Origin of the sequence: Haloferax sp. AS1, from assembly GCF_014530665.1 — an archaeon.
GTDB lineage: Archaea > Halobacteriota > Halobacteria > Halobacteriales > Haloferacaceae > Haloferax > Haloferax volcanii.
In genome coordinates this window covers 2,679,007-2,691,297 of the sequence record NZ_SPSA01000001.1, presented here as the reverse complement: position 1 = coordinate 2,691,297, position 12,291 = coordinate 2,679,007, and the positions used below count along the sequence as shown (strand labels likewise).

General features: G+C 65.0%; 13 protein-coding genes and 3 tRNA genes. 9 read left to right on the top strand and 7 right to left on the bottom strand.

Annotated features, from left to right (window positions below; translation table 11 throughout):
* The first annotated feature begins 62 nt into the window (after nt 1-62).
* The 3 genes from E4P24_RS14215 to E4P24_RS14205 all read left to right on the top strand — a co-directional run bounded on the left by E4P24_RS14215 (nt 63) and on the right by E4P24_RS14205 (nt 1,467).
* Nucleotides 63-160: transfer RNA gene (locus E4P24_RS14215), tRNA-OTHER, on the top strand.
* 222 nt (nt 161-382) lie between these two features.
* Nucleotides 383-601, top strand: coding sequence for a helix-turn-helix domain-containing protein (locus E4P24_RS14210; RefSeq protein WP_004043049.1), 219 nt, complete (start codon nt 383-385; stop codon nt 599-601).
* Nucleotides 602-1,047: 446 nt separating this feature from the next.
* On the top strand, nt 1,048-1,467 hold the full coding sequence (locus E4P24_RS14205; protein WP_004061307.1) for a hypothetical protein: 420 nt from the start codon (nt 1,048-1,050) through the stop codon (nt 1,465-1,467).
* 32 nt (nt 1,468-1,499) lie between these two features.
* Here the strand turns inward: E4P24_RS14205 and E4P24_RS14200 are convergent.
* Together E4P24_RS14200 and E4P24_RS14195 are read right to left on the bottom strand one after the other, a co-directional pair.
* A tRNA-Thr gene (locus tag E4P24_RS14200) sits at nt 1,500-1,573 on the bottom strand.
* Nucleotides 1,574-1,584: 11 nt separating this feature from the next.
* A complete protein-coding gene (locus tag E4P24_RS14195; RefSeq protein WP_004043047.1) occupies nt 1,585-2,121 on the bottom strand; it encodes an N-acetyltransferase in 537 nt (178 codons plus the stop codon).
* A gap of 328 nt (nt 2,122-2,449) precedes the next feature.
* Here E4P24_RS14195 and E4P24_RS14190 point away from each other — a divergent pair, with 328 nt between their 5' ends.
* Genes E4P24_RS14190 through E4P24_RS14175 form a run of 4 tightly spaced genes read left to right on the top strand, consistent with a single transcriptional unit; the run spans nt 2,450 to nt 6,366 of the window.
* The gene (locus tag E4P24_RS14190) at nt 2,450-3,388 is read left to right on the top strand and encodes a branched-chain amino acid ABC transporter permease (protein ID WP_004061308.1); all 939 of its coding nucleotides are present in this window, start codon (nt 2,450-2,452) and stop codon (nt 3,386-3,388) included.
* On the top strand, nt 3,385-4,752 hold the full coding sequence (locus E4P24_RS14185; RefSeq protein ID WP_004061309.1) for a branched-chain amino acid ABC transporter permease: 1,368 nt from the start codon (nt 3,385-3,387) through the stop codon (nt 4,750-4,752). Before E4P24_RS14190 ends, E4P24_RS14185 begins: the two co-directional genes overlap by 4 nt.
* Nucleotides 4,745-5,608, top strand: a complete 864-nt coding sequence (locus E4P24_RS14180; protein ID WP_004061310.1) for an ABC transporter ATP-binding protein — start codon at nt 4,745-4,747, stop codon at nt 5,606-5,608. Before E4P24_RS14185 ends, E4P24_RS14180 begins: the two co-directional genes overlap by 8 nt.
* Nucleotides 5,605-6,366: an ABC transporter ATP-binding protein gene (locus E4P24_RS14175; RefSeq protein WP_006601538.1), complete on the top strand. Its 762-nt coding sequence runs from the start codon at nt 5,605-5,607 to the stop codon at nt 6,364-6,366. Before E4P24_RS14180 ends, E4P24_RS14175 begins: the two co-directional genes overlap by 4 nt.
* A 33-nt stretch (nt 6,367-6,399) precedes the next feature.
* On the opposite strand, the gene E4P24_RS14170 is transcribed toward E4P24_RS14175, so the two are convergent.
* On the bottom strand, nt 6,400-7,617 hold the full coding sequence (locus tag E4P24_RS14170) for a hypothetical protein (RefSeq protein ID WP_188148613.1): 1,218 nt from the start codon (nt 7,615-7,617) through the stop codon (nt 6,400-6,402).
* A 120-nt stretch (nt 7,618-7,737) separates the two neighbouring features.
* Nucleotides 7,738-9,054 carry an ABC transporter substrate-binding protein gene (locus E4P24_RS14165; RefSeq protein ID WP_115802783.1) on the bottom strand — a complete coding sequence of 439 codons (1,317 nt, stop codon included), beginning with the start codon at nt 9,052-9,054 and terminating at the stop codon, nt 7,738-7,740.
* Nucleotides 9,055-9,240: 186 nt separating this feature from the next.
* Between E4P24_RS14165 and udk the strand changes: the two genes are divergently transcribed.
* Nucleotides 9,241-9,936: a uridine kinase gene (gene udk / locus E4P24_RS14160; protein WP_115802784.1), complete on the top strand. Its 696-nt coding sequence runs from the start codon at nt 9,241-9,243 to the stop codon at nt 9,934-9,936.
* Nucleotides 9,937-9,972: 36 nt separating this feature from the next.
* Here udk and E4P24_RS14155 read toward each other — a convergent pair whose 3' ends face one another.
* Complete coding sequence (locus tag E4P24_RS14155) at nt 9,973-10,293, bottom strand: DUF5785 family protein (RefSeq protein ID WP_004061318.1); 321 nt, start codon at nt 10,291-10,293, stop codon at nt 9,973-9,975.
* A 134-nt stretch (nt 10,294-10,427) separates the two neighbouring features.
* Here E4P24_RS14155 and E4P24_RS14150 point away from each other — a divergent pair, with 134 nt between their 5' ends.
* Entirely contained in the window at nt 10,428-11,159 is a 732-nt protein-coding gene (locus E4P24_RS14150) for a GNAT family N-acetyltransferase (protein WP_004043038.1), read from the top strand.
* A gap of 198 nt (nt 11,160-11,357) precedes the next feature.
* Here the strand turns inward: E4P24_RS14150 and E4P24_RS14145 are convergent.
* Both E4P24_RS14145 and E4P24_RS14140 read right to left on the bottom strand, forming a co-directional pair.
* Nucleotides 11,358-11,441 (bottom strand) — tRNA-Ser (locus E4P24_RS14145).
* Between the two features lie 46 nt (nt 11,442-11,487).
* The gene (locus E4P24_RS14140; RefSeq protein WP_004061319.1) at nt 11,488-12,243 is read right to left on the bottom strand and encodes a hypothetical protein; all 756 of its coding nucleotides are present in this window, start codon (nt 12,241-12,243) and stop codon (nt 11,488-11,490) included.
* Between the last annotated feature and the right edge of the window lie 48 nt (nt 12,244-12,291).

The following is a 12,291-nucleotide window of genomic DNA, read 5'->3' as shown; positions in this document are numbered from 1 at the left end:
AGCCGAGGGCTTCGGCCGAATCCACCAACGCCTATTTGCCCGCTCGACCCCTACGCGCGACCGGAAGGGTGGCTCAGTGGTAGAGCACACCGGCACAGGCCCTCGCGGTCGGTCCGGTGGTTTTCAATGGCTTCGCGTGGTTCGACTCCCGCCCCTTCCGTCGCTTCGGGACGGCGTCCTCCGAGAACCCGAGACGAGCGTCCTTCGACGACAGTCGAAGTTAGCGCCGTCGAACGCCGCAGCGAATCGGATATACGTTCGTGATGGATGCGACGATTCTCCAGAATTCGTGACGTTCGCGGCCTCACTCCCGACCACCGAACTTCGACGATTGTTGTAAGAGAGTTTTATTATCGTCGAAGCAAAGAGGATGACAACGACCATGCAACAGACGGTTCCGACCATCGAAGTCCCCGGCGAACTCGAATCGCCCTCGGCCAAGCTCGTGTACCTCTATCTCACCACGCACGACGGCGCGTCCATCTCCGACTTGCAGAACGGGTTGGAGATGAAGAAAATCGCCCTTTACAGCATCCTCAGCACGCTCTCGAAGCGCGGCTTCGTCCGACAGGACGCCGAACACTACCACGTCGCTCAGTGACGGCCCGGCGAGTCAGTGATTTCTCGGTGAGCGCGCCGCCCGCACCTGCGCGCCGTCGCGGACCATATCCTCGCAGTTCGGGCAAACGCGCGGGTTCTCCATGCCATCGGGAGTGAATACTCGGGCGTATGCGGGCGTCACGAACGAACCACAGTTCTGACATTCCGGCATGGTAGCTAGTATCCTCCATGAATATCACATAAGTTTTCTCCCTATACGAGTGCGAGAAGCAGGCCGGCGACGAGGAGCGCGAAGATGAGAAGCGACACGGCGAGCATGAATTGGTCGGAGCCGTTCATACCGAACATGACGTTCCCGATAAAGATAAAATTCCGTCTCGACGCCGCGGCCCGTCGCTCTCGGCGGTGTTGTCTAATTTTCGGCCGCGATAACGAGGGGGGTAGAACTAAATTCCTCGCACCCGTCGGTCCCCTAACGGTCCCCCAATGGAGTTCGTGTACGCGCTGTCTGGGTTGTTCGCCGGGCTCTTTCTCGGAGCGGTGGCAGTCGTCACTGCGCTCACGTACACGCCCTACGGCGCGTCGCTGTTCGACACCGCGATAACGGCGCTGACCGGCGTCACGCTCCAACTGGGCAATCTGCTTTTCATCTCGGCGCTCACGGCCCTCGCGTTCGAGGGGCTGGCGATGGGCGGGATTCGGTATCCGGTCGTCGTCCCCGCGGCGTTCGCGTACGTGCTGACCCACGTCACGGTCTACTACTCGTGTATCCGAATCACCGACCTCCAGTCGGAGCCGCTCGATCCCGACGTTATCATCAAGCATAACCCGTTCCGCGCGCTCGTCCTCGGCGTTCCGGGGTCGTTGCTCCTCATCCGGGTTCGGTCTCCCACTCGACGGAACTGACGACGGTCCGGAAAACGTGAGTAAACGGCGAGAGCCAGGAGTGGGATTTGAACCCACGAAGTCTCGATTACAAGTCGAGTGCATGAACCGCCCATGCTCTCCTGGCGCGTCTGTCGATTACCCGTCCTCCTTTGAGTGTGTATCGCTTCGCATCGATTTCTCCAGTTCGACGCGGTGGGGCCGATAGCCGTGTCGCCGGTAGAACCGACGGGCGGCCTCGTTGTCCGCCAGCACGTCCAACGCGACGGCGTCGACGCCGGCGTCGGCCAGCGCGTCCTCCGCCGCCGCCAGCAACCGCGTTCCGACGCCGGCGTCTCGGTACGCCGGGCGGACGAACAGATTCCGAACCATTCCGCGAGTCGCGTCCTGTTCGTACGCTCCCGCCTCGATGTCGAACATGACGAACCCGACGAGGCCGTCGGCGTCCGCGTCCTCTGCGCTGCTTCCGACCTCCGTGCCGCCATTGCTCACATCGCCCTCGCGGGCGACGAGGACGCCGTCGGCGGCGACGTGTCGAGCCAGCGCCTCCCGTATCGGTGTTCGGTTGGCCTCGGCTCGGAGGTGCGAGCCGGACGCCCGCTGGTCCGCGGCGAGTTCGACCCACAGCTCGACGAGGTCGTCGAGCTCGGAAAACGCCGCCGAACTGACGCGCATGGTCCCTGTCGGGACTCTACCCGCTTTTAAGTGTCGACGATTCGGACCGAATTCGAGTAATCGAGGTCCTGCGGGGTGTCAAGCGGGGTCAGTAAAGACGACCGATGAAGAAAGATTTATCTATGTTTATCGTCCGCACATATCATGAGGATAGTTATCAATGGGTATTGCCGAAACCTACTCCCGTGGAAGGCGGTTCGCCATCGAGCGTCCGTTCGCGCTCGTCTTGGCGGTCATCGTAGTCGTACTACTCGGTGACTTACTTCGCGGGTTAGCAACGGGGCAGACGCAGTTTGCCGACATTGGCACGCTCGTCTGGGATGGTCTGATGCGGGGGCTCGTAATCGGCCTCGCGGGCATCGGGTTGTCGATGACGTACAGCATTCTAAACTTCGCTAACTTCTCCCACGGCGACTACATCACGGCCGGGGCGTTCTCGGGGTGGGCGACGACGTACCTCATCGCCGGGTTGGGACGCGCCGATATCGGCGCGCTCCTGCTCGTCGGGGCCGGGGGGTCGGTCTACGGCGGGACGCTCGGCATCGGGATGCTCTCGACGCCGCTCGCGGTCGTCGCCGGCATCGTCGTCTCCGGCGGCTTCGCCATCGCGCTGTCGCTCGCGGTCGACCGCACCATCTTCAAACCGATTCGAAACGAGGACGGTATCACGCTTCTCATCACGAGCGTCGGCGTCGCGTTCGCGCTTCGCTACCTGATGCAGTTCGTCTTCGGCTCCGACGTGCGCGGCACGACCGCCCAACCGCCCTCGCTGTCGCTGTACTTCATCGACGGCACGGTGTTCATCAACGCCCACGACATCACGCTCCTCGTGGTCGCGTCGGCGCTGATGCTCGGCGTCCACGTGCTCTTACAGCGGACGAAACTCGGCAAGGCGATGCGCGCGATGGCCGACAACAAGGACCTCGCGCTCATCACCGGCATCTCGACCGAGCGCGTCGTCCGCGCGACGTGGATTATCGGCGGCGGACTGACCGGCGTCGCGGGCTACATGTTCATCCTCTGGAAAGGGACCCTCGGGTTCAACGACGGGTGGCTGCTGTTGCTTCTCATCTTCGCCGCGGTCATCCTCGGCGGCATCGGCTCCATCTACGGGGCCATCGCCGGCGGCCTCGTCATCGGGCTGACGGCGTCGATGTCGGTGCTGTGGATTCCCTCGGCGTTCTCGCGGGCCGCCGCCTTCGTCGTCATGATCGTCATTCTCCTCGTGAAACCGTCCGGGCTGTTCAGCGGGAGGGCGACCGCATGAGCGTCCGCGACGACTTCACCGCCCGCATCCCGGGCGGCGACGCGGGCCTCATCGTGTTGATTCTCCTCGGGACGTACCTCGCGTACGTCCTTGCGGGGCTCGTCCTCGGGTACACGCTCCGCGGACAGCTCAACTCCATCGCGACGCTGACGTTCTACATCGGCGTCTTCGCCATGCTGTCGCTCGCGCTCAACCTCCATTGGGGGTACACCGGGCTGTTCAACATCGGCATCGTCGGCTTCATGGCCGTCGGCGTCTACGTCACGGCAATCGTGACGAAGCCGACGTACGTCGCCGGCGGCGCGGCGCAGGTCGGCGGCCTCGGCCTCCCGCTTTGGGTCGGTATCCTCGCCGGGATGCTCGCGGCCGCGCTCTTGGGACTCGTGGTCGCGCTCCCAGCGCTCCGGTTGCGGGCCGACTACTTGGCCATCGTCACCATCGCCATGTCGGAAATCGTCCGGTTCAGCTTCCTCTCGGGCGAACTCCAGCAGTTCCAGCTGTTCGGCAACCGCGTCGGCTTCGGCGGCGGGTCGGGGCTCATCCTCGACTTCGCCCCGCCGCTGGAGGCGCTGCTTCGCGGCCTCGGCCTCTGGAACGCCTATCTCGGCTTCGTCGACGCCTCACAAGTGCTGATTCCGACGAACCCCAAACCCGTCGTCGACGGTCTCGTCTACGGGCTGTTGCTGCTCGGGTTCGTCGCGGCGTTCTACTGGCTGCTCAAGCGCACCGGCGAGTCGCCGTTCGGTCGCGTGCTGAAGGCCATCCGCGAGGACGAGGACGTGGCCAACGCCCTCGGCAAGAACACCGACCGGTTCAAAATCAAGTCGTTCATGCTCGGCTGCGCGCTCATGGGGCTCGCCGGCATCCTCTGGCTCGTCCCGCAGGGCGCGGTGACGCCGAACTTCTTCCGGCCGCGCGTGACGTTCTTCGTCTGGATTGCGCTCATCATCGGCGGGGCCGGCTCGAACACGGGGAGCGTCCTCGGCGGGGCCGTCTTCGCCGCGGTGCTCTACCAGGGGCCGCGGTACTTCCAGAACCTCGTGACGGCGGTGTTCCCCAACTTCGACTCGCCGTCCGGCTTCGGACAGGCCATCTCGCCGCTCATCTCGCAGTTCGACCCCGTGCCGTTCCTCCTGTACACGGTCGACAGCATCCGACAGCTCCAGTTGGTCGTGATGGGCCTCGTGCTCATCTGGCTGATGCACAACCGGCCGGAGGGGATGCTCGGCTACCGCAAGGAGACGGCGTCGGTCATCCCGCTGTCGCGGCCGCAGTCGATGGCCGCGGACGGCGGCGACGACGACTCGGTCCGCACCGACGGCGGCGTCGACGCCGCGGCCGAAGGAGGTGAGACCGATGAGTGACGCCGCCGACCAGCCCGTCGAAGACGTGGCGAACAAGGTCGACGAGGGCGCGCTCGGCGCGTTCGCCTCCGGCGTCGACACGTCGGTCGACTACCCGCTTCAGGTCGAGGGACTGGAGAAGTCCTTCGGCGGCATCACCGCCGTCGACGGCGCGACCTTCGAGGTGGAGTCCGGAACGCTCACGGGACTTATCGGGCCGAACGGGGCCGGCAAGTCGACGACGTTCAACCTCATCACGGGCATGCTCAAGCCCGACGCCGGCACGGTCACGTTCAACGGCGAGGACATCACCGGCGAGGAACCCCACCAAATCGCCAACCGCGGGATGGTCCGGACGTTCCAAATCGCCCGCGAACTGAGCGAGATGACCGTCCTCGAAAACATGATGCTCGCGCCGAAACACCAGCGCGGCGAGGCGCTGTGGCGCTCGGTCATGCCGGGCGTCCGCGACGACGTCCGCGAACAGGAAGCGGAACTGCTCGAACGCGTCTGGGAGGTGCTCGACTTCTTCGACATCGCCCACATCGCAGAGGAGTACGCGGGCAACCTCTCCGGCGGGCAGCGCAAACTGCTCGAGATGGCGCGGGCGCTCCTGACCGACCCCGACATGCTGCTGTTGGACGAGCCGTTCGCCGGGGTCAACCCGACGCTGGAGAAGAAGTTGCTCGAACACGTACACGAACTCCGCGAGCAGGGCTACACGTTCCTGCTCGTCGAACACGACATGGACCTCATCATGGACAACTGTGAACACGTCATCGTCCTCCACCAGGGCTCGGTACTCACGGAGGGGACGCCCGACGAGATTCGGAGCAACGAAGAGGTCATCGAGGCCTACCTCGGAGGCAACGTATGAGCGTCGACGCCAACACCGACGCGACGAGCGGCGCGGGCGTCGAGGGCCGCGACGACGTGCTCTTGCGCGTCCGCGACCTCGACGCCGGCTACGGCGACCTCCAGATTCTCACCGACGTCGACATGGACGTGTTCGACGGCGAGTACGTCACCATCGTCGGACCGAACGGGGCCGGCAAATCGACGACGATGAAGTCCGTCTTCGGCCTGACCGCCCACATGGGCGGCACCGTCCGGTTCAAAGACGAGGACATCACCGGCCGCCGACCCGAGGACATCATCCACGTCGGCATCGGCTACGTCCCGCAGAACGACAACATCTTCCCGACGCTGACGGTCGAAGAGAACCTCGAGATGGGCGCGTACATCCTCGACGAGGTGCCGCAGGACGCCATGGAGGCGGTCTACGAGCGGTTCCCCATCCTCAGAGAGCGGAAAGACCAGAAGGCCGGCACCATGTCCGGCGGCCAACAGCAGATGCTCGCGATGGGTCGCGCGCTCATGCTCGACCCCGACCTCCTGCTCTTAGACGAGCCGTCGGCGGGGCTCGCGCCCGACCTCGTCGAGGAGATGTTCGACAAAATCGACGAAATCAACGAGGCCGGCACGGCCATCCTGATGGTCGAACAGAACGCCAAGGAGGCGCTCCGGCGCTGTGACCGCGGCTACGTCCTCGCCAACGGACAGAACCGCTACATGGACTCCGGGACGGCGCTCCTCGACGACGAGCAGGTCCGACAGGACTTCCTCGGCGGCTAGTCCGTCTCGGCGGGCCACGCTCTTTTTCGGCGCTCATTCGCAGACGTACTGGAACGACTCGACTGAGAGACCGGAATCTCCACCGTCACCGTCGCCGCCTTCGTCCCCGTCGCCGCCACCGTCACCGCCTGAACTCCCACTGAGCGTCACCGTCGTGTTCGTGTTCCAGCAGTAGCACGCCGCGTAGGCGACTGTTTCGGACGCCGTGGCCGTTTCGATAGTGAGTTCGTACACGTCGCCGATAGGGACCCCGAATCCGACGGTCGACTCGCCGGGCGGGACAGTCCGGGCCGTCTCCGAGACGACCGCGTCACCAGAGCGAGTCCCATCCACGTCGTCACTGTCGGCGCCCGCGCCGTCGGGCCGAACGAGCGTCAGCGTCAGGTCGCGCTCCGCCTCGCTCTCGTTTTCGACGTGAACCGAGACCGTCTTGGGCCAACCGGAGCCGACCCGGAGCGAGCCATCTGCCGCGACGAGCACCGCGAGGGTCGGCCACCCCCATTTCTCCGGGATGTCCCACTCGTGGGTCGCGGTGCGGCCGTCTTCGGTCTCCACGACGACCTCGTAGGTCCCGTGGGACGCCACGAGCGGCGGCGTCGAAACCTCGCGGTCGGTCGCCGCGTCGAAGGTGCGTTCGAAAACGCGCCCCCCGTCGTGGTCGATGGCGACGGTGAGCCGAGTGTCGGCGTCGCTCCGGTTCCGAATCGTCGCCCCCGGCGGCGCGAAGATGTCCGCCGCGCCCGGAACGGTGTACGGGAGGTCGGCGTCGTCGAGTACCGGCGTCACGCGCTGCCGCGCTTCGAGGTCGGCGTCGGACGTGACGACGAGTTCGAGGCGGCGCGCCTCGTTCGTGACCGTCCACCCGTAGTCGAGCATCGTCCCCGTTTCGAGTTCCGTGACGACGCGGTAGCTGCCGTCGCCGACGAGGTCGTTCGCGACGTTCCGGCCGTATCCGGGTCCGGCCCCGACGTCGAGCGACCCGTCGAAGTGTGTCTCGTCGCCGTCGGTCACTCGGACCGACAGCGTGTGCGGTTCGTCGTCCTCGTTGACGACTGAGAGGCCGACGCCGGGGTTCGGCTTCGGTCCCGACGTGTTCGTCTCGGTCGTCGAATCGGCCGTCGAGTCGGTCGTTGTCGTGGTCGTCCGTGGGTTCGTTGGGGTCTCGACTGACTCGTCCGAGTCGGTGAGACAGCCGGCTGCGAGCCCGAGTGCCGAACAGGCGACCGTCGAGAGGAGGGCGCGGCGCTTCATCGACGCATAGCTGTCAGCGGTCGTATGAGTGTCTTGTGTCGGCCGAGTCGTGCGCGACAGCCGAGCGCGGCCGCTCGCGTCGGCGGCGACGAAGAAAAAATCGGGTCTGTCGGGTCGGTCTTAGCTATCCGGGCCGGAGAGCGCCGTCTCGATGACGGAGGAGTACGACGACTCGCCGATGTTGAACGCGACCTGGTTGTACACTTCGCCGTCGAACGAGTCGCTGAACACGCTCGCGAAGCGCTCCGAGAGCTGCTGGCCGTAGTCGTTGTTGACGTACAGCGTCGAGACCGAACTGGCTTCGAGGCGCTCGGCCATGACCTGCGCCATGACGCGGCCCTGCAAGAAGTCCGAAGGCGCGGTCCGGAAGATGAAGTCGTTGTCGTCGAGGTTCGAGACGGACAGCGCCGTCGAGGACGGCGAGCAGCCGACGATTTCGTTCGGGATGAACGCCTGCTGCGAGACGGGGACGTTCACGCCGGACGACGCGGACCCACAGACGGACGGAACGCCCGCGGAGACGAGCGACTGCGCGGCGGAGACACCGGCGTCCGGGGACGTCTGGGTGTCTTCGATTTGGGCGTTGACCGAGAGTCCGGCCGGGTTGGCGTCGTTGACCTGCATGACCGGAATCTGACCGGCCTGAATCATCGGCGCACCGACGGCCGCGAGGTCGCCGGTCTCGGGCAGGAGGATACCGATCGACATCTCGCGGTCGGAACCGCCGGGGCCGCTGTCGGCCGCCGGTCCGGAGCCGTCAGGACTGTCGCCTTCGAAGCTCTGGACGTCCTCTTGGCTCGTCGCGTTGTTGTCGGCGTCGAACGTCCAGATGGCGTACGCGGCTTCCGCCGGGTCGCCGTTCTCGTCGAAGTTGACGGACGACGACGCGCCCTGGTAGTCGATGTCTTCGCCGTTCGCGGCGGCCTCGACGCCCTCGACGAGGTTGTCGGGGCCGACGGTCATCCCGCCGGGGTTCGCCATCCGCCGCATCTGGTCTTTGATGGCCGGCCCGGAGTTTTCCCCCGCGGCGGCGTTCGCGAGAAGCTGAATCGCGACCGAGTCGTACGTCTGCGACGTGAAGACGCCCGGCGCAGCGTCGTACTCGTCTTCGAACAGTTGATTGAACGTGTCTTGGTTCGGGCCGCCCGCTGCGGGTGCCGTCCCGGTCACGTTCGCCATGTCGTTGCCGACCTGCCCGGGCATCGACCCGGAGCGCATCCCGTCGGGAACGAGTATCTCCTCGCTCCCGTCGGACGCGCTGTAATAGTCGCGGAACAGCTGAATACCGCTTTCGGGGTAGCCGATGACGACGAGCCCTTCGGGGCCGCCGCCACCGCCACCGCCGCCACCGATGCATCCGGATAAGCCAGTCAAGCCTGCCGCGCCCGCGGCTCCCACTCCCTTGAGGAAGTCGCGGCGTACGATATCACGTACCATGTGAAAGCCAATGGCAACTCCCGCTTATAAAACTTACTTCCTGCGTTTGAAAAGCCATGATAATTGCGACCGACGGCGGCGCGAGAATCGGTTGTGTGAAACTGCCTGTCAATGTGTTTTATATACTCGTCAGTCGAAGCCGGCGAACCGCTGCGTTCAAACCCGTTCGCGGGCGTCTTTGGGACAATGACCATCCCGTCGTTCGTCATCGGTATCGCCGGGGGCAGCGGTGCCGGAAAGACGACCGTGGCTCGACTCATCACGGAGAACGTCGGTGAGTCCGTGACCCGGATTCCGATTGACAACTACTACAAAGACCAGAGTCACCTCGATATGGCCGAACGCGAGCAGTTGAACTACGACCACCCCTCCGCGTTCGAGTGGGACCTGCTGTACGAACAGCTCTCGGAGCTCATGGAGGGACGGGCGGTCGAGATGCCGCAGTACGACTTCGAGATTCACAACCGAAAGTCCGAGCGTGAGACCGTCGAGCCGACCGACGTCATCATTCTCGAAGGGATTCTCGCGCTCTACGACGAGGACGTAAACGAGATGCTCGACCTTCGGCTCTACGTCGAGACCGACGCCGACGTTCGCATCCTCCGGCGCATCCAGCGCGACGCCATCGACCGCGGGCGCGACCTCCAGGGCGTCATCGACCAGTACCTCTCGACGGTCAAGCCGATGCACGAGCAGTTCATCGAACCGACGAAGAAACACGCCGACCTCATCATCCCCGAAGGGGCAAACAGCGTCGCCGTCACGCTGCTCGAAGAGAAGGTGCAAGCCGAAGTCGAGGGCGACGAGACGCGCACCTGGGAGCGCGACGCTATCGAGCGGGAAGTCCAAGAGCGGACCTCGTTCCGCGGGTCCGGAAACTAACTCGCCGTCGCGGGTCGAACGTTCGAGCTTCGAAGACTACGCTTTCTTGCCGGTGACGAACTGGTCTGCGCCCTCGTAGAACCAGAAGTCGTTTTCGCGCATCGCCTTGCCGACGGCCTTGTGTAGTTCGACGAAGTCGCCGAACTCCTCGCCTTCGACGTGTTCGAAGATGTCCGAAAGCGAGACGACGCGCTCGGAGTCGAGTCGGATGGGGTGGTCGCCGTACTCCTCGACGAACGCCGCTTTGTTCAGCGGGAAGTCCTCGTCTTCGTCGACCTTCTTCGCGATGACCGCCTGGCCGTACTTGCGTCCGCCTTCGCTCCCCTCTTCGCCGTCCGGGTCGTGTGGCCAATCCATACCCGAGTGTTGGCAGGCCGATTCAAAGCCGTTACGCATCTGTTGATATCTGTCATGCGGAACGCCGCGTGGTCACGGTGTTTGCTACCGATGAACAAGAAATATACGCGTGGCACGCCATGGTTCTTGGAGTCATGCGAGCGACCGAGCGCCCGACGTTCGAATCCGAGGCGAGCAAGGTTATCTACGAGTACGTCGAGCGGCACGGCACCGCCAAGCGAAACGTCCTCCTCGACGTCGCGCCCGTGCCGTCCGACGAGTTCCGAACCGAACTCGACCGACTGAAATCGCGCGGCTACCTCGAAGAAGACGGCGGCACGCTCCAGTTGGCGCTCGACGTAGGCACCATCGAGGAACACGACACCGACGCCGGCATCGTCACTATCCGGCCCGGCCGTCAACGCGATTTCGAGGGCCTCATCGACGCGATTCGAGACGTGACCTCCGAGGAGACGTACGTCGTCGCCGAGACCATCGCCGAACAACTCCTCTACGACGAGGCGGTCACGCGCCACAACCGCGTCGAGTCCCGCGTGTTCTTCGTCGCGACGCTCGGCGAGGAGGTCGTCGGCTGGACGCACCTCGACCTCCCGCAGGTGTCGCGCATCCGCGAGACCGCCCAGCAGACCGTCGGCGTCAAGGAGGACTACCGCGGGGCGGGCATCGGCAGCCTCCTGTTGCGCCGCGGCCTCGACTGGGCCGAAGCCAACGGCTTCCGGAAAGTGTACAACAGCGTCCCGATGACGAACGACCGCGCGCTGGAGTTCCTCGGCGACCACGACTGGGAGACCGAAGCGATTCGCAGAGACCACTACACCATCGGTGACGAACACGTCGACGAGGTGATGATGGCGTACCGGTTCTGAACGGGTCGAGGGCTGTGGGTCGCTTTTTCGGGGTCGTTGGTGTCGCTTGGAGTGGATGCGGTGGGACTGGGAGTTGAACCTCACTCGCTCCGCTCACGTCGTTCGCTCCGCTCCCTGCTTCAAATCCCAGTCCGTCTCCGATGTCCACTCACAGAGCCGCGCAGATGCCACTGCGCGGCGTAGGGTTCGTGGAAAATGCGGTGGGACTGGGATTTGAACCCAGGATTCCGTGAGGAAACCTGCTTTCAAGGCAGGCGCGTTAGGCCACTCCGCCATCCCACCTTCACACGGGGATTTTGAGTCGGATACCTAAGAGTTGTCGCTTCGCTCAGTCGCGGACGAGTTCCAGCACGCCGTCGGTCGACTCGACCCGGAGTCCCTTCTCGAAGACGAACGTCGTCGTGTGCTCGGGGACGAGCCGCTCGGATTCGACCCGCGACCGGAGCATCGGCACGACCGTGGCGAGGTCCGCGCCGGTTTCGAGGACCGGAAGCATCGGGACGTAGTCGAGGCCGTGACCCGCGTCGTCGGCGCGGCGAGCGAGCGTCTCGACTTCCGGCTCCGCGTAGGCGTCGGTGAAGTCGATGGGGTCGAGGAAGCCCGAGAAGTAGACGCGGCCCTCCGTCGAGGGGCCGAGGACGACCGGCGTGCTCCGGAGCTTCATCGCCGCGCTGTCGAGGTGCGTGCGGCCGAGCAGCGGCGCGATGGGTCGAACGACTGCCGCCGAGTGGACCTCCTCCTCGTTGAGCAGATGCGAGACGGTGTTACCCGCGCGGGCGGAGAACGTCGAGCCGACCTGCGGTTCGAACCGCGCGTCGTCGGTGCCGCCGAGGGCGTCGGCGACGACGCTCCGAATCTCGGCTTCCGAGTCGTGGTCCCCGGCGAACTCGTCGGGGAGGTCGTCCTCGGCGCGGTAGTTGACGAGGAGGTCGCCGCCCGACCGCTCGACGGCGATACAGACGTCTTTGAGCATCGCGGCGTAGAGGTCCGCGGCTTCGGCCTCCGAGAGCGGACTCGTCTCCGCGAGTTCCGAAAGCACCAGTCCCGGCCGCGGCGGTTCGGCGAGTACGGCGATGACCGTCATACCCTCCCCTCGCGCCGGGGAACCCTTGAACCCGCCGCTTGCGGGACG